Here is a 16,312-nt window from a genome sequence, read left to right as displayed (position 1 = left end):
CTGCTCTACCTGCTCTACCTGCTCTACCTGCCTCCGCCGCCCCGCCCGCCGACGCGGTGCTCGGGGCAGAGCGTGTTGCCGTCGGCGTGGAGGGCGGCCGGGCCGTGGCGGACGATGGCGACGAACCGGAGGCCGTACTTGACGATGGAGACGGCCATCGCGGCGGCCGTCAGCCCGACGAGGGCGTCGAGGACCGGGGGGCGTGCGGCGAGGAGCGCGGCGACGACCGTCGCGGCGAGCGCGGCCACGGCCACCTTCCCGCTCCACAGGGACGACGTGAACCGCCCGAGCCGCCGCGTCTGGACGAGCCCGCCGGCGGCGAGCAGCACGTCGCGCGAGACGGCGAGGACCACGAACCACAGCGGAAGCGACGGGCCGGCCTCGGGCGGGCGCACGAGGAGGGCGACCGTGACCGCGGCGGCGGCCAGCTTGTCGGCCGTCGCGTCGAGCACCTTCCCCCACTCGCTGACGGTCCCGCTCCACCGCGCCACGCGGCCGTCGAACCAGTCGGTCGCGATCGCCAGCCCGATGAGCGCGAACATCCACCCGATGGGGCCGCCGTCGTAGACGAGCTTCGCGATCGGGACCACGAGCACGGCGCGCGACAGGCTCAGCACGTTGGCCGCCGTCCAGAACGTGCCCATCTCCGGGAACCGCCCGACGGTGACCGGGCGGGGGGGAGCGGGCGGGGCGGGCGGCGTGGGCATGGGCGGACTCCCGCACGCGGGCGGGGCGGCGAAGATAGCCGGGCGCCCGCGGACCGATCTTGGGCGTCCCCCCGAGTTCCCGCCCCGCCCGCTGGCCTGAGCGCCGGGTCTGCCTGAGGGGTCCGCCCGCTCCACCCGCCCTGCGCTGATGTCGCTGTCTGTCTGGCTCGCCGTTCTCGTCGCCGCGTTCGTCGTGCAGGCGCTGGGGTGGGCGTGGGCCGGGGCCGGCCTCCGCCGCGTCCAGGAGGGCGGGGTGGAGCCCGACGCGCCGCTCCCCCACCCCGCCCCGTTCCCGGTGAGCGTCGTCGTGGCGGCGCACGACGAGGCCGCGCGCCTGCCGGCGCTCCTCGACGCCCTCGCGCGGCAGCGGTACGACGGCGCCGACGGCCGCCCCGCCTTCGAGGTCGTCGTGGTCGACGACCGCTCGACCGACGCCACGGCCGACGTGGTGGCGCGGCGGGCGCAGGTGTGGGAGCGCCAGGGCGGGCCGGCGCTCCGGCTCGTGGCGGTCGCGCCGGGCGAGCCCGAGGCGGCCGGGCTCCCGCCCAAAAAGCACGCGCTCGCACAGGGCGTGGAGGCCGCCCGCCACGACCGCCTCGCCCTCACCGACGCCGACGGGCGCCCGCCGCCGACGTGGCTCGCCGCGCTCGCCCTCTGGGCCGGCGGGGCGGACGGCGCGCCCGACGACGGCGCCGTCCTCGTCGGCTACGGGCCGATGGAGCCGGGGGCGGGGTGGACCAACCGCTTTGCCCGCTACGAGACGGTCCAGACGGCAACGCTGGCCGCGGCCGGGGCGGGGTGGGGACGGCCGTGGCACGCCGTCGGCCGCAACCTGTCGTACCCGCGCGGCCTCCCCGCCCGCGTCGGCGGCTTTTCGGCCGCGTCGCTCTCGGGCGACGACGACCTGCTCGTGCAAGCCGTCGCGCGGGCGGACGCCGCGCCGGTCGACTACGTGCTCGACGCGCGGGCGGCGGTGCCCTCGCCCGCCCCGCCCTCGCCGCGCGCGTTCTGGCGCCAGAAGCGGCGGCACGCCGGGGCCGGCGCGCACTACCCGGCCGGCGTGCTGGCGGCGCTCGGCCTGTTCCACACGGCGAACCTAGCGCTCTGGCTCGGCGCCCCACTCCTGCACGTCCTGGGCGGGGCGCCGTACGGCTGGGGACTGCTCGCGGCCAAGCTGCTCGTCCAGCGGACGGCGCTGCTGCCGGCGTTCGACGCCTTCGAGGCCGCGGGCGACCTCCGCCTGTGGCAACCCGTCCTCGACGGGCTCTCGGCGGGGTACCACGCCGTCCTCGCGGTGCTCGGCGCCTTGCCCGGCCCGACGCGGTGGTAGCAGACCGCCCCGCCCAGGGCGGGGTGGCGCATTCCGTCTCCAGGGCGACCGCTGGTCGCCCCTACGGCTGGTGGGCGGGGCGGGGCGGCCTACCGGACGCGCCCGACGACCACGTCGTACACGTTCGGCGCCCGCCGGTCCACGCGGCCGCCGCCGGTCGTCGCCGAGACCTCCTCGGCGACGCGCCGGAACCGCCCCGCCCCCTCGCCCGGCTCGAGCGCGCCGACAAGCATGGTCACGGTCGCGCCCCGTCCCAGCGGGGGGACCACGAACGACGGCAGCGCGAACCGGAGCGAGCCCGTGGACGGCTCGAACACGGACTGCCCCGCCAGCTCGCCCACGCGGCGGCCCGCGGCGTCCTCGACGACGAGCCCGTCGCCGACGAACACGACGTACTCGTAACCCTGGTCCTCGGGGAACGCGTAGTCGGCCCCGTTGCCCACCGTGGTCTGGCCGCCATCTTCGGTGTCGATCGCGAACGCCACGATCGTCTGCGGGTCGCGCGGGAGGGCCGCGAACTCGGCGCGGACGTAGGTCGTCGAGTCGTCGCGGGCCACCTCGAGATAGGTCGCGTCGAGGGCGCCCCGGGCCACGCCCTCGGGGTAGACGAACGTGCTGGTCGCGCCCCAGTCGTCGCCGTCGGGGTCGGTCTGGCTCAGCACGACGCGCGCGCGGGGGTTGTCGCGGAGGATCTGGTCGGGGCCGAGATCGCGCCGGCTCTCGACGGCGCGCATCACCGGGTACTCGTCGCGGAGGTCGGGCGTGGCGAACGCGAACGCGCTCCAGTCGGCGGCGCGGTCGGCGAGCGGGGCGGAGTCCGTCAGCTCGCCGTCGAGCGTGGCGCCCTCGGGCGTGACCGCGACGTCGAACGGGTCGCGCGCGACGGTCAGCGTGTCGCCCTGGCTCCGCCCGAGGGGGACCACGACGCGACGCCCGGACTCCTCGAAGACGATGGCCGCCCCGGCGGGGAGGTCGCCTTCGGGCTCGACGCGGGCGTCCAGGCCCGTCGCCGTGCCCGCGAGCGTGAGGCGGACCGCCCCGCCCCCCAGGCGCATCCGCACCGTCGTCTCGCCCCAGAACTCGGGCAGGCTGGGCGCCACGACGAGCGTGTCGGCGCTCTGGTAGCGCGCGCCGACCAGCCCCTCGACCGTCCCCCGGACGTAGCTCGCCAGGCTCCACGGGTTGACCGGCGCCCCGCCGACCGCCGGCGGCGTCTCGGCCGTGCGCGGGTGCCCGGCCACGAGCTCGGGGATCGCCCCGATCACGTCGCGGTCGAGGAGGAGCACCGTCTGGTTGCGCATGAGCTCGGCCGCCGCCCCCGCCCCGCCCGTCTCCGCGAACAGCGTCGCGACCGGACCCGCGAGCCACGTCCACACCGCCCCGCCCGTGCGCGCCGCCTCGGCCGGGTAGTAGTCGGGGGCGTCGAGGTACGGGTGGAACAGCGTGTCCGTCTGGGCCAGCGACGCGACGCCGTACGGGAACACGAGGCGCTCGGCGAGCCGCTGCGCGAGCGCCCCGCGCTCCTCCGTCGGGAGCCCGTCGAGGAGCGCGAGCGCGAGCAGGCCGCCGGGCCGCTCGCCGGGGGCGGGGCGGCCACCGTCGACCCGGTCCGCGACGTCGCCGGCGCGCACGAACCGGCGCTGGAACTGGTCGAGCAGCACATCCGACGTGTCGGCATACCACGACGCCGACGACCGCTGCGAGACGCCCATGATGCGGGCAAACTGCGTAGCCGTCTCGAGCGCCTGGTACAGCGCGCCCTGCCCCTCGGCCGTCGCCCCACGGCGGACCGCCCCGCCCCGCTCGGGATCGCCGTCGAGGAACGTGCCGCGCGGGCCGCGGGACACGAGGAAGCCCTGGTCGTCGGTCGCGCTGCCGTTGCGGGTATCGGGCTCGTAGATGCCGCGGAGCGCGAAGACCGTCTTGAACCAGAAGTCCGACCCGCCCGTCACGATCGAGCGGTCGCCCGTGGTGCGAACGTAGTCGCCGGCGGCGCCGAGGAACAGGGGCGTCCCGTCGGCGGACGCGAACACGGGGTCGCCGTCGTAAGGGACGAGGTCGGGCGCGCGCCCCAGCAGGTCGATCCGGCGGTCGAACCGCTGGGCCGCCCCGAGCGTCGTGACCAGGTCGCGGGCCGTGTCCCACTGCCCCAGGTCGAGGAACGCCCCGACCGTCCACGCGGCGGACGGGTACGAAGCCGGCTCGGCGCCGGGCAGCCCGGGCGCGAGGTACACGCGGCCCGAGTCGCGCCGGGCGAGCGCGTCCAGCGAGAGGGCCGCCCAGCGGAAGGCCATGTTAGTCGCCTCGTCCTCGGTCTCGAACCCGATGTCGTCGACGACGGCCGCCAGCCGGCGGCTCCGGCGCTCGCGGAGCGCGCCGGCGTTGGCGAGCGCACGCCGGGCCTCGGCGACGGCCGCCGCCGCCGTCGGGCCGGTCGACACGGCGACGGCGCCGGGCGTCTCGAAGGCGATCTCGCCCAGGCGGAACGCGGCGTCGCGGCCGCCCTCCGGCACGTCGGCCGCGACGGAGACCGACCGGACCGCCCCGCCCGCGGCCACGGCGGCCGTCCACACCGGCCCCGTCGCCGCCGAGTCGGCCGCGAGGTCGGCCGGGGCGAAGGCGAGCGCGTCGCCGGCCTGCTCGACGCGGTACAGCCCGGCCGCCCCGCGGTCGCCGCGGACCGGACGAAACGCGACGACGCCCATCTCGTCGGGGACCTCGACGAGCAGCGCGCCCGGCCGCCCCGCCCCGCCGTCGAGCAGCGTCACGCGCTCGCTGAGCCGGGCGGGGCGGCGCCCGCGGATCTGGTCGAACAGCTTGACGAGGAACCCCGACGTGTCGCGCGCCAGGTACGACCGGAGGGCCACGTCAGGCCGGGCCACGCCGCGGACACGCTCGCGCGGCCCGAGCGTCGTCGAGTCGGCATCGGTCCACCAGCGCCACCCGTCGAGGACCGGCCGGCCGTCGACGGTGTAGCCCATGGCGGCGTCGTCGCCCGGCGCCGCGAGCGCGTCGTACCACACGGAGCCGGCCTCGTCGGCCTGGAACGTGGCGCGGGCCTCGGCGAGCGAGTCGCCCTCGGCCGGCGCCTCGACCTCGACGGCGAGCGCGGCGAGCACGGCCGGCCCCTCGCCCGCCAGCCGGGTCTCGGCCGGCTCGTCGCCGCACGCGGCGAACGTGAGGAGCAGGGCGAGCAGCGCGGCGGCCCGCCCGACCGCCCCGCCCCGCCCGTCGCTGGGGGCGGAGGGGCGGGGTGGCACGACCGCCCCGCCCTGGCGCTCGGACCCACCCTTCACCTTCCCGCCCTTTCCAGACGAGTCATCCCCGCGCAGGCGGGGACCCATGCGGCCTTCCCACGAAGAACCCCGGCTGCCCGGCTGGCTCTCCAGGTCCGCCCACAGGTCCCGCCACGTCGGGTTCTGCTCGCGGATGATCCGCAGCTTCCACGCCCGGTTCCATTTTTTCAGCCGCTTCTCCCGCTCGATCGCGTCTTGAATGCTGTCGTAGCGCTCCACGTAGACGAGGCGGTCCGCGCCGTACTCGGTCGTGAACCGGGAGGCCGCCCCGCTCCGGTGCTCACTGATCCGGCGTGCGGGGTCACTCGTCACGCCGACGTAGAGCGTCCCGTTGGGCTTGCTGGCGAGGATGTAGACGAACCCGGGACGAGCCACTCTGTGGGGGGAATCGGATGGGTCCCCACCTGCGCAGGGATGACGACCTCGTGTGGAACTGGGTGTAGAACGAACCCGCCCCGCTTGTGCGGGTGGTACCCGGTCTCCAGCGTCGGGGTCCGGGGCGGGGCGGTCCGGCGCAAGATGCACACGGCGCCCCCCGCTGCCCACCCCGCCCGAGCGGCGGGCTACTCGTCCAGCCCGCGCGGGCGGACGTCGGGTGCGCGGGCGGGGCGGAAGACGACGGCTGCGCGGGCGGGGACGCGGAGGCCGTACAGCACGTCGGCCTCGCCCACGCTCACGACGAGCCCCGGCAGGTCCTCCCCGCCCGACGACGCGAACACGGCGACGAACGGGGCCGGCGGGGCGCCGCCGGGGAGCGCGAGAAAGCGGTCCTCGCCCCTCCGGTTGAGGGCCACGAGCCGGCGCTCGCCGTCCACGACGCGCTCGACGGCGAACGTCGAGTCGTCGCCGGCGAACGGGGCGAAGCCGCCGCGGCACAGGGCGGCGTCGGCGCGGCAGAGCGCGGCGAGGTCGGCGCACGCCGCCCCGCCCGGCGCGCACGGGGCGGGGCGGTCGGCGGTGACGGCCGCGAACGCGGCCTCGGCCCGCGCGAGGTCGGCGGGCGGGGCGGTCTGTGCCGCCGCCCCGGCTGCGAGGAGGAGGCTCAGCGCGACCGCCCCGCCCAGGCGAAGGCGCCTTAACGGGGCCGAGCGGCCGGCGGGGCGGACGAGCGGAGCGGGGCGGGCAGCGGTCACGGGCGGGCGGGATGGGCCGCGTAGAACGCGCGGCGCGCTGAGATCGCGCGGCGGCCCGCTACGCCGAGGGCGCCGTGGCCGCCCCGCCCGTCGTCTCGCGGACCACGAGGCGCGGCGCGAAGACGGTGTGCGAGGGCGGGGCGCCCGGGTCGTCGAGGCGGCGGCGCAGCTTCTCCGTCGCCAGCTGGCCCATCTCGACCATCGGCTGGTGGAGCGTCGTGAGTCCGAGGTAGGCGCTCGCGTCGACGTCGTCGAACCCGACGACGTCGAGGTCGCCCGGGACGCGGAGGCCGGCCTCGTGGGCGGCCCGGAGCGCCCCGAACGCCATGATGTCGGCGGCGACGAACACGGCCGTCGGCCGCTGGGCGGGGCGGTCGGCGAAGCGGTCGAGCAGGACCTGCATGGCTCGGTAGCCCGCGAACCGCGTAAAGCCCTGGAGGTCGTGGTGCCAGTCGGCGGAGACGACGAGGTCCGGGTCGGGCTCCCGCCCCGCCGCGGCCAGCGCGTCGTGGTAGCCGGCGAGCCGCTCGTCGCCGGGCGTCGTGCCGGGCACGGGCAGCAGGAGGCCGACGCGCTCGTGACCCCGCTCGATCAGGTGCTCGACGGCCACGCGCCCGCCCCACCGGCTGTCGACCGTGATCGAGTCGAACGCCTCGTGGGCGTCGTCGACGAGGACGACGGCCTGGGACGTCGCCTGGAGCCGCCGCACGCGGTCCGGCGTCGGGCGGACGGAGACGAGGAGGAGCCCGTCAGAGCGCCCGCGCTGGAGCGCCCGGCCGAGCTGGGCGTCGACGCCGGAGAACGTCCGGCTGGGGTAGACGAGGAGGTCGTAGGGGCTCCCGTCGAGCCCGCCCTGCGCCCCGCGGAGCACCTCCATAAAGAAGAACGAGGTCATCACCGGCACGACGGCCGAGACCAGGTTCGTCCCCTTCCGGGCCAGGCTCTGCGCGCCCGTGTGCGGCTCGTACCCCATCCGCTCCGCCACGCGGAACACGCGGCGGCGCGTGTCTTCGGACACCCGGGGGTGCTCGTTGAACACGCGCGAGACCGTCGCGATGGACACGTGGGCCTCGTCGGCGATGTCGTAGATGGTGACGGCCAAAACGGGGGCGGGGCGGTGAGCGAAAGCGCTTTCAACGAGCAGAATACGTCCCGCCCCGCCCGGACACGAGGCGGAGCAGCAGAACGAACCCGGAGAGGCCGGTGAGGGCCGCCCCGCCCGCGGGTGCGGGAGGGCGAGTCGGCGGTGCGCTACGCCTCGTCGTCCCAGCGCTCGATGAGGTCGATCACGGCGTCCGCGATCTCGCCCTGGTCGACGGTCCCCACGATCTTGCCGTGCTTGAACAGGTGCGCGCGGCCCCGCCCGAGCGACACGCCGAGGTCGGCGCCGGCCGCCTCGCCCGGCCCGTTCACGGCGCAGCCCATGAGCGCCACGTTGAGGTCCTTCTCGAACCCGCGCTTGGCGACGGCCTCTTCGACCTCGTCGACCACGGAAAAGAGGTCGCCCGCGAGGCGCCCGCACGTCGGGCACGCGATGACGTTGACGCCGGGGCGCCCGAGCCGGAGCGACTTGAGGATCTGGTGGCCCACGAGCACCTCGTTGACCGAGTCGGCCGCGAGCGAGACGCGGATCGTGTCGCCGATGCCGTCGGCGAGGAGCGAGCCGATCCCGATCGACGACTTGATCGGCCCGGTCTTGAGGCTGCCCGACTCGGTCACGCCCAGGTGGAGCGGGTAATCGGTCTCGGCGGCGAGCAGGCGGTAGCTCTGGATCATGAAGTACACGTCCGAGTGCTTGACCGAGATCACGACGTCCTCGAACCCCTCGCGCTCGCAGACCTCGACGTGGCGCATCGCGCTCTCGAACAGGGCCTCGGGCCGCGGGAAGCCCCACTTGTCGAGGATGTCCTTTTCGAGCGACCCCGAGTTCACGCCGATCCGGATGGGCACGCCCCGGTCCTTCGCCGCGCGGAGCACCTCGCGCTCCCACTCGGGCTTGCCGATGTTGCCCGGGTTGATCCGCACCTTGGCGACGCCGGCCTCGAGCGCCTGCAGGGCGTACTGGTAGTTGAAGTGGATGTCGGCCACGATGGGCACCGGGCTCCCCGCGACGACCGCCGCGAGCGCGTCGGCGTCTTCAGGCCGCGGCACGGCCACGCGGACGACGTCGGCGCCGGCCTCGGCGAGCCCGCGGATCTCGGCGAGGCAGCCGGGCACGTCGTGGGTCTTCCCCGTCGTCATGGACTGCACGGAGATCGGGGCGCCGCCGCCGATCCGCACCTCACGCTCCTCGCCGTCGACCGTGTGGCGGAGGACGACCTGGCGGCTGTGGCGGCGCGGGCGCTGCGGGGCCTGGCCGGCCTGCTGCGATTCTTCTGTGGACAGCTCCATGCGGGCGGCCCCGTGGGCGGGGCGGGGTGGGTCTCGGAGGGTACGGCGGCGGCACGCGAACGTTCGGCCGCCCCGCCCGCGTGCGCCGCGCCGTGCCCGTTTTCGCCCGGCGCTCACCGGAGGGCGGGGCGGGGTGGGTCTATCCGCGGGCGGCGACCTCGGCCACACGCGCGGCGAGCCGTGCCACGAACGCGCGGAGGCTCGTCGTCGGGCTAACGTCGCGGAACCGGCCCTCCGCCCCGCCCTCAGCGCCTGACAGCAGGACGGTCGCAGCGTCGTAGAGGCCCTCGCGGACGAGCCTCCCGCACAGGATCTCGTAGCGCTCGGCGTAGGACGCCCCCTCGAACACAGCGTCCGGCTCGAAGTGGCCCGACGACACACGGACGGCGGACGACGACCCGGGAGCCTCTTCGAGGAGCATGAGGTAGCCAGTGAAAGGGCGGGGCGCGTCGCCGATAAGGCCCTCTCGAAAGGCCACGCGCAGGTCCTCTCCCATTCCGACGACCTCCTCCGCTCGGTTGTTGAAGTTGTTGCCGAAGCTCCCGACCTGGCTCTTGAGTTCGACGGCGGCCACCAGTTCGTCGCCGTGGACGACGAGAGCGTCCCAGTCCTTGCTCGGGCGGTAGTACCCGGGCAAGACCGTGTGCCGCAGGCGAGGCGTCCCTTGCGTGCCGCAGTAGACGGTGTCTTCCCCGAGCCCATTCGCCACGACGACAGCCCGGATCAGGTCGAGGAACCCGTCGAGGTTCTTTCCTGCCGTGACAGCCCCCCGGCTCCCGATGTCGGTCGTGCCCGATGCTGCCGATGCACGCTTCCGCGTACTCCAGAATACCTGCACAGCCTCTGTAGCACGCCGTTCGAAATCCGCGAGGTCAACAGCCATCAGTTCTCAAGTGTCTCGCAGATGGTAGCCCACTCCGCGTCTGACACACTGAACAGCTCCCGAGCTGCCTGGTCGCACGCCTCGCGCGGCCCGACCGCGGCGGCCGCCAGCGCCCTGCGCTGCAGGGCAGGCACCCTAGACCAGCGGGGAAGACGGATGCGGCGGAGGTACTGGGCCTGAAACCGGAGGTACCCCCCCCGCATCCGCACCGCGTACGCGGCGACCTGGAACTCGGCCACCCGCGAGCGCAGGACGGCCTGGAGCGCGCGCACGTCCCACTCGTCGGACGTGACGAAGTACAGGTTGTGGTGCGGGTACAGCTCTCCCGGGTCATACGCGACGACCGCCCCGCCCTTGATGTCGGGGATCAGGAGCTTCGGGGTCTCTCGGAGTCCGGGGCGCACTTTGTCAATGGTGCGGTACCACCTTTGAGGTGCCTTGCGAGCGACGTGCCGGTTGCGAACGACCTCGCCATGACTCTCGAGGTACGCGCGCAAGAGGGGGTAGGCGCCAATGTCTACGAGCGCACCCTCGTCGTCGAACGGATTGGCGAGCGCGCGGCCGGACCACTGGAGCGTGCCGTCCTCCCGGACGTCCTTCGCAACAGCCAGGGGGAGGACGCGGTCCGGCTCAATGGGGAGGTCAGGGGCGGGGCGGATAAACACGCGGTCAGCCCCGGTCGCTACCCCAATCCCGACTCGGCACTGGGCATCCTGGATGGTCGGGTGCTCGTGTTCTAGCCGGCGGAGGAGGTCCAGCGCGTCGGACGCTTCGAGGACCCAGGGAGCGGAACCCGACCCTACGCTTGTCACCATTCGCACGTCGTCACCCTCCCCCGTTGGGGCCTCCCCTCCTCGGGTGACGATCTTCGCAAGACGCGCAAGGTCAGCCGGTCCGACAGACGGGTTCTCTACGACTGCAATCTGGGTACGCTGCGCTCTGCCCTGCTGAATCGTGAACACAGACGGGTAAGCGTCCACCTCTGCGTCGAACACGTCGGCCCCGTGGAGCGTCACGACGTGGCGGAGCGCGTAGCCGCGCGTCACCATCTCGCGGAGTGGGCCGCCGTAGCGGTTCTTCATCCAGCGGTCCGCGCAGATGTACGTCAAGTGCCCGCCGTCGCTCAGCAAGCGAAGCCCACGTTCAATAAACGGGACGTAGAGATCGGCTCGGTCGTAGACCGTCTCGTAATCAGCTCGGTAGCGCGCGACGAGCGGGGCGGCGACGGCGTCCTGACGGACGTACGGCGGGTTCCCTACGACCACGTCGAACGGTCCGTCGAGCGGGGTGAGCAGGAAGTCGTCTTGCCGTAGCCACTCGTCCAGGAGCGCGTAGGCCTCGCCCTCCGGGATCGCGCGGTCCGCAAGCAGAGCGAGCAGCCGGGACCGCGTCGCCGCGGCCGTTGCCCGGTGGACCTCGACGGCCCGGATGCGCCCCCTGAGCTGGTCGATGGTCCGGTCTGGCGTCTGCTCCCACACGTCCAGCAAGCGCCGCACGGCGGCGATCAAAAACACGCCCGTCCCGAACGACGGCTCGAGCAGCCTCATGCGCAGGAGGTCCGCCGACGTGCGCCACCCCGCCAGGTCGAGGACGAACCGGGCGATATCGGGCTTGGTGTGAACGGCACCACGGGCCTCGGCTGGCGCCGTCGCCATCGCCTCCACTGCCGCCTCGACCGCCCCGCTCCGGCTCACGCCCCCGAAGATGTCGAACTGGACGGCGGGATCAGCAAGTGTCTTCATGCTCGAAACTACCGCCCGCGTGCGCCGCCCCGCCCCCGTTTTCGCCCGGCGCTGCGCGGCGTCCCCGGGCCGATTTCCTTTATCGTTCCCCGTCTGCCGGACGGTCGCGGGGGCGGGGTGGGCATCTTGTGCGTAGCGTCTCTGGCCGCCCCGCCCTCCCCCATCGATGCCCGACGCCCCGCCCGCCGACGACCGCCACCCCGCCCTCGACAGCCCCGCCCCGGAGGCCGACGGCACGAACGACGGCACGAGGATCGAGGAGGCCGCCCGCGAAAAGTTCGGGCTCCGCCGGTGGGACTGCCCCGCCCTCTACCGCGACACGGCCGACGCGGCGACCGACACCGACCTCCCGTTCTGGCTCGTCCTCCTGCTCTCGGGCGCCATCGCCACGCTCGGGCTCGGGCTCAACCAGACGGCCGTGGTCATCGGGGCCATGCTCGTGGCGCCGCTGCTGGGGCCGCTGCTCGGGCTCTCGCTCGCGCTCGCCGTCGGCGACGGGCGCCTCGCGCTCCAGACCGCGCTGACGATCATCATCGGGGCCGCGAGCGTCGTCGCGCTGGCGGCTGTGCTCGTGTTCGTGCTCCCGTTCCAAGACGTGACGCCCGAGATCGCCTCGCGCACGCGGCCGACCACGCTGGACCTGGGGATCGCCGTGTTCTCGGGCCTCGCGGGCGCCGTCGTGACGGTCTCGCGCGAAAAGCGGCTTTCGGCGTCAATCCCAGGCGTGGCGATCGCCGTCGCGCTCATCCCGCCGCTCGGCGTGGCCGGGTTCGCGATCGGGACGCAGCGGTGGGACCTGCTCGAAGGGCCGCTCCTCCTGTTCGGGGCCAACCTCGGCGGCATCGTCCTGAGCGGGATGGGCGCCTTCCTCCTCGTCGGGATGCACCGCGACGACGTGCTCGCGGCCGCGCGCGACTGGCACCGCAACACGTCGCTGCCCGGCCTGGCGGGGCGGATCGACAGGTCGCCGTCGCTCTCGTCGGTCCGCGTGTTCGAGTCGACGTGGGCGCGCGTCGGGCTCGTCGTCGCGTTTATCGCCGTCGTCTCGTTCCCGCTCACGACGTCGCTCATGCAGTTCCTGCGCGAGACTCGGGTCGAACGGGCCGTCAGTGCCGCCGCCGCACAGATCCAGGCCCGGGGCGACGCGTCGGTCCTCTCGCGCGACGTGACGCTGGGGGTGGGGACCTCGGACGTCCGGTTCCGCGTGGCGACGACGGGGTGGATCGACGAAGACGAGCGGGGCGGCGTCGAGCGGCTGATCTCGTCGGGGGCCGGCGAGCCGGTGACGGTGCGGTTCGAGCAGCTCCTGGCGTCGGACGGCGACCTCGACGCGATCGCCTCCCGGTTCTCGACGAGCCTCGCCCCGACCGAGTCCGTCGTCGCACCCGACCCGCCCTCGGTCACGCTGCAGCGGCTGGGCGGGCAGGTCACGGACGTGCTGGGCGACCTCGCGCTCCCCGACGGCGTCCGCCCCCTCGGCGCCGACGTGTCCGTCGGGGCGGGGCCGACGCGCGTCGTCGTGACCTACGCCGCCGCGCGGCGGCTGCCGCCCGAGGCCGAGGCCATCGTCGTCCGCCAGGCCGCCGCCGCCCTCGAGCTCCCCCCGGCCTCCGTCGGCGTGCAGTCCGTCGTGGTGGGCGCCCGGCCGGTCCCGGCCGACTCGGTCGGCGTGATGGGATTGGCTGGCCTCGCCGCCCGGTTCCCCAGCCTCCGTCTGACCGTCACCGCCGACTCGGCTGGCGTCGAGGGCCTCCGGCGCCGGTTCCTTCAAGCCGGCGCCCCGGCCCGTCAGGTCCTCGCGCGGCCCGGGGCGCCCGGCGTCCGGCTCTCGGTCGCGCCGCCGCAGAGCTAGCGCAAAGCACAGGTAGAGGCACAGGGTACTCGCGGTACGCGCGCCGAGGTCGGATCGGGCCGTACCTCGCACCCCGTACCCACCCGAAGGGCGCGCTAGCGCGCGAGGTCCGTGCGGAGCCACCTCGTGACCGTGGGCGTCTCACGCTCCTCCGCCTCGGCCCCCGGCCCGCGGCGGGGCGGGGCGGTCGGCGGCGGCGCCCCCGAAGCCAGCAGCTCGACGCCCACGCCGAGCGCCTCGCCGGGCGCGACGGCGACCGGGCTGTCCGCCCCGAGCGGGACGCGGAGCTCGACGACGAGGGCGCGGTCCGTCCACTGCGCCGCCGCCTCCAGCCCGTCGAGGCGGTCCACCGCGAACGTTTGCTCCGCCCCGCCCCCGCGCTGCACCGCGACCCGGTCCAGCCGCTCCTCGAACCGGCGCTTCTCGACCGAACCGCCCCGGGCGATCCCGGTCGGGAGCGGGAGCGGGTAGCCGATCCCGAGCACGCGCTCGGTCCCGCCCTCGGGGTCGAGCCACAGGCGGAGGCCGCCGGCCGAGACGCGCCGGATCTGCCGCTCGTCGCCGGCCACGAGCACCACGTAGAGCGCGTCGTCCGTGTGGCGGAGGCCGACGGTCAGGCCGCCTTCGCGGGGCACCGGCCGGAGCGCTTGCGGCCACTCGCCGGCCGCGCCGTCGACGACGACCGGGGCGGTCTCGGCGACGGGCTCCGAGGCGTAGAGGGGCGGGGCGGGCGTGCACCCGGCGGCGAGCGCGAGGCCGGCGAGGCCGGCGGCGAGGCGTCCCGTGAGCGGGGTCGTGGGCATGGGCGGGGCGGGGAAACGTGGGCACGCAACGGGCGACCGCCCCGCCCTCGCGCGTGCGCGGGACGAAGAAGGCGCCGGCCTCCATGCGGCCGCCCCGCCCGCGTACACGACGCGGGCGGGGCGGAGGTCCGTCGGAACGTGATTGGGGCGCCGACCCGCTGACGGACCGGCCTGCCGCCCCGCCGGCTCTAGGCCCGCTCGATCTGGGCGAGCCGCTTGCCGAACCGGAGGTCGCCCGACTGCGCGAGCACCTGGTCCACGAGGTCGGCCGGGACGTCGACGAGCGTCTGGGCGTCGTGGATGAGGATCTTGCCGAGCGCCTTGCCCGGGATGTCGGCCGTCCGCGCGATCGCGCTCACGACCTGGCCCGGGCGCACCTGCGCGTCGTAGCCCGCGTCGATGGCGAGGCGGACGTAGCCGGCCTCCCCGCCCTCGCTCCGGGCGCCACGGTGGGGTGCGCCGCGGTCGCGGCTGGGGGCGGGGCGGTGGCCGTGGTCGCGCCGCGCGCCGGGAAGCTGGATGCGCTCGACGGGCGCCTGGCCCCGCTCGCGGCGGGCGAGCGCGAAGGCGGCCGCGGCCACCTCCATCGGGTCGCGGCCCTCGGTGACGAGGTCGAGGACCAGCTGCCGGTCGGCGTCGGTGGCCGTCTCGAACGCCGCCACGACGTCGGCCTGGAGGCGCTGGGCGCGGACCGCCTCGACGTCCTCGACCGACGGCAGCTCGGCCTGCGGGATGGCCCGGCCGGCGGCCCGCTCGACGCGCTTGAGCAGGCCACGGTCCTGCGGCGTGACGAGCGAGAGCGCCACGCCGTCCCGCCCCGCCCGGCCCGTCCGCCCGACGCGGTGGACGTAGGCCTCGGGGTCGTGCGGGAGGTCGACGTTGAACACGTGCGAGACGTGGTCGATGTCGAGCCCGCGCGCGGCCACGTCGGTCGCGCACAGGATGCGGACCGTCTTGTTCTTGAACCGCGCGAGCACGGCCGTCCGCTGGGACTGGCTGAGCTCGCCCGAGATCTCCTCGGCCGCGTAGCCCCGGCGCGAGAGGTCGGCGGCGAGCGCCGAGGCGCCGGCCCGCGTGCGCACGAAGCACAGCGCGCTCGTCACGTCCTCGGTCTCGAGCAGGCGCACGAGCGCGTTCAGCTTGTCGCGGCCGTTCACGTAGTACCCACGCTGCTCGACGTCGGCCGCCGTCCGGTCGCCGTCGGTGACGGAGACGACCTCGGGGTCACGGAGCCGCTTCTGGGCCAGCCGCTTCACGGCCGGCGCCATCGTCGCCGAGAGCAGGGCCGTCTGGCGGTCGTCGGGGAGCGCGTCGAAGATGGCGTCGAGGTCGTCGGCGAAGCCCATCGAGAACATCTCGTCGGCCTCGTCGAGTACGACCGTGTGGACGTGCCCCAGGTCGATGGCCCCCTGCCCCACGAGGTCCACGAGCCGGCCCGGCGTGGCGACGACGACGTCGACCCCGCGCCGGAGCCGCTTGATCTGCTTGTGGTACGGCTGGCCGCCCGTGATGGGCAGCGTCCGCACGTCGAACGCGCGGCCGTAGGTGTGGACGGCGCTCGCGACCTGGACGGCCAGCTCGCGGGTCGGCGTGAGGACGAGGACCTGCACCGCCCCGCCCGCGGTCCCGGCCATCTTGTGGAGGGCGGGGAGGGCGAAGGCGGCCGTCTTGCCGGTGCCCGTGCGGGCCTGGCCGATGGCGTCGCGGCCGGCGAGGAGCGTGGGCACGAGCGCCTCCTGGATCGGGGAGGGCGCCTCGTAGCCCAGGTCGGCGGCCGTCTGGACGAGGGCGGGGTGGAGGCCGAGGTCGGAGAACGTCATAGCGAGATCGGCCCGCGCGCAGCGGGCGGCTGGAGAAGGCGGCCCCACCGTGGGGGTCGCCGGAATCGGTGTGTGCGGGGGCGTTTCCGCCACGCGGTCCACGCTCCGATTCCGCCCGCCCCGCCCTCTCGGGGCGGGCTGCGCGGGCACCTCTGATCGTCGCCTGGCTCCGTCCGGCCGCGCCCTTCCGGGCCGCCGGTCACGTATGGTCCCAACGTGCACAGGCTACGGCCCCGCCCCGCCCGCCGTGCGCGGTCCGGGCGACGAGCGCGCGAAGAGACGGTGCGGGCGGGGCGGCCAAGCCGGGGCTGGGGCCGCTCGTCCTACACGCCACCCCGCCCCGCCCACGGTCGGG

11 protein-coding genes are annotated in these 16,312 nt (G+C 75.1%); 2 read left to right on the top strand and 9 right to left on the bottom strand.

Annotated features, from left to right (window positions below):
• Window positions 1-23 precede the first annotated feature (23 nt).
• The gene (locus RM540_RS10970) at window positions 24-707 is read right to left on the bottom strand and encodes a CDP-alcohol phosphatidyltransferase family protein (RefSeq protein ID WP_311664009.1); all 684 of its coding nucleotides are present in this window, start codon (window positions 705-707) and stop codon (window positions 24-26) included.
• A gap of 148 nt (window positions 708-855) precedes the next feature.
• On the opposite strand from RM540_RS10970, the gene RM540_RS10965 reads away from it, so the two are divergent.
• The gene (locus RM540_RS10965; protein WP_311664007.1) at window positions 856-2,037 is read left to right on the top strand and encodes a glycosyltransferase; all 1,182 of its coding nucleotides are present in this window, start codon (window positions 856-858) and stop codon (window positions 2,035-2,037) included.
• A gap of 89 nt (window positions 2,038-2,126) precedes the next feature.
• Here the strand turns inward: RM540_RS10965 and RM540_RS10960 are convergent, their stop codons facing one another.
• The 6 genes from RM540_RS10960 to RM540_RS10935 all read right to left on the bottom strand — a co-directional run bounded on the left by RM540_RS10960 (window position 2,127) and on the right by RM540_RS10935 (window position 11,482).
• On the bottom strand, window positions 2,127-5,708 hold the full coding sequence (locus RM540_RS10960) for a GIY-YIG nuclease family protein (protein ID WP_311664005.1): 3,582 nt from the start codon (window positions 5,706-5,708) through the stop codon (window positions 2,127-2,129).
• A gap of 188 nt (window positions 5,709-5,896) precedes the next feature.
• On the bottom strand, window positions 5,897-6,466 hold the full coding sequence (locus tag RM540_RS10955; protein WP_311664003.1) for a hypothetical protein: 570 nt from the start codon (window positions 6,464-6,466) through the stop codon (window positions 5,897-5,899).
• A gap of 58 nt (window positions 6,467-6,524) precedes the next feature.
• On the bottom strand, window positions 6,525-7,568 hold the full coding sequence (locus RM540_RS10950; protein ID WP_311664001.1) for a LacI family DNA-binding transcriptional regulator: 1,044 nt from the start codon (window positions 7,566-7,568) through the stop codon (window positions 6,525-6,527).
• 149 nt (window positions 7,569-7,717) lie between these two features.
• Window positions 7,718-8,857, bottom strand: coding sequence for a flavodoxin-dependent (E)-4-hydroxy-3-methylbut-2-enyl-diphosphate synthase (ispG, locus tag RM540_RS10945; RefSeq protein ID WP_311663999.1), 1,140 nt, complete (start codon window positions 8,855-8,857; stop codon window positions 7,718-7,720).
• A gap of 139 nt (window positions 8,858-8,996) precedes the next feature.
• Window positions 8,997-9,740 (bottom strand): PaeR7I family type II restriction endonuclease, encoded by a 744-nt coding sequence (locus RM540_RS10940; protein WP_311663997.1) that lies wholly within the window; start codon window positions 9,738-9,740, stop codon window positions 8,997-8,999.
• Window positions 9,740-11,482, bottom strand: coding sequence for an Eco57I restriction-modification methylase domain-containing protein (locus tag RM540_RS10935; RefSeq protein WP_311663995.1), 1,743 nt, complete (start codon window positions 11,480-11,482; stop codon window positions 9,740-9,742). Before RM540_RS10935 ends, RM540_RS10940 begins: the two co-directional genes overlap by 1 nt.
• A gap of 166 nt (window positions 11,483-11,648) precedes the next feature.
• On the opposite strand from RM540_RS10935, the gene RM540_RS10930 reads away from it, so the two are divergent.
• Window positions 11,649-13,334, top strand: a complete 1,686-nt coding sequence (locus RM540_RS10930; protein ID WP_311663993.1) for a TIGR00341 family protein — start codon at window positions 11,649-11,651, stop codon at window positions 13,332-13,334.
• A gap of 95 nt (window positions 13,335-13,429) precedes the next feature.
• Here the strand turns inward: RM540_RS10930 and RM540_RS10925 are convergent, their stop codons facing one another.
• Together RM540_RS10925 and RM540_RS10920 are read right to left on the bottom strand one after the other, a co-directional pair.
• Window positions 13,430-14,137: a hypothetical protein gene (locus RM540_RS10925; RefSeq protein WP_311663991.1), complete on the bottom strand. Its 708-nt coding sequence runs from the start codon at window positions 14,135-14,137 to the stop codon at window positions 13,430-13,432.
• A 188-nt stretch (window positions 14,138-14,325) separates the two neighbouring features.
• Window positions 14,326-15,957, bottom strand: coding sequence for a DEAD/DEAH box helicase (locus RM540_RS10920; RefSeq protein ID WP_311663989.1), 1,632 nt, complete (start codon window positions 15,955-15,957; stop codon window positions 14,326-14,328).
• Window positions 15,958-16,312: the final 355 nt, after the last annotated feature.

It is taken from the genome of Rubrivirga litoralis (assembly GCF_031846415.1).
GTDB classification, from domain to species: Bacteria; Bacteroidota; Rhodothermia; order Rhodothermales; family Rubricoccaceae; genus Rubrivirga; species Rubrivirga litoralis.
Note: the sequence above shows the minus strand (reverse complement) of the source record. Positions and strands in the feature narration are given on the sequence as shown.

What these genes read in the sequence shown, in the direction of transcription:
- RM540_RS10970 (WP_311664009.1), bottom strand. Translation starts at nt 707, where the DNA reads ATGCCCACGCCGCCCGCCCCGCCCGCTCCCCCCCGCCCGGTCACCGTC.
- RM540_RS10965 (WP_311664007.1), top strand. Translation starts at nt 856, where the DNA reads ATGTCGCTGTCTGTCTGGCTCGCCGTTCTCGTCGCCGCGTTCGTCGTG.
- RM540_RS10940 (WP_311663997.1), bottom strand. Translation starts at nt 9,740, where the DNA reads ATGGCTGTTGACCTCGCGGATTTCGAACGGCGTGCTACAGAGGCTGTG.
- RM540_RS10935 (WP_311663995.1), bottom strand. Translation starts at nt 11,482, where the DNA reads ATGAAGACACTTGCTGATCCCGCCGTCCAGTTCGACATCTTCGGGGGC.
- ispG (WP_311663999.1), bottom strand. Translation starts at nt 8,857, where the DNA reads ATGGAGCTGTCCACAGAAGAATCGCAGCAGGCCGGCCAGGCCCCGCAG.
- RM540_RS10920 (WP_311663989.1), bottom strand. Translation starts at nt 15,957, where the DNA reads ATGACGTTCTCCGACCTCGGCCTCCACCCCGCCCTCGTCCAGACGGCC.
- RM540_RS10925 (WP_311663991.1), bottom strand. Translation starts at nt 14,137, where the DNA reads ATGCCCACGACCCCGCTCACGGGACGCCTCGCCGCCGGCCTCGCCGGC.
- RM540_RS10930 (WP_311663993.1), top strand. Translation starts at nt 11,649, where the DNA reads ATGCCCGACGCCCCGCCCGCCGACGACCGCCACCCCGCCCTCGACAGC.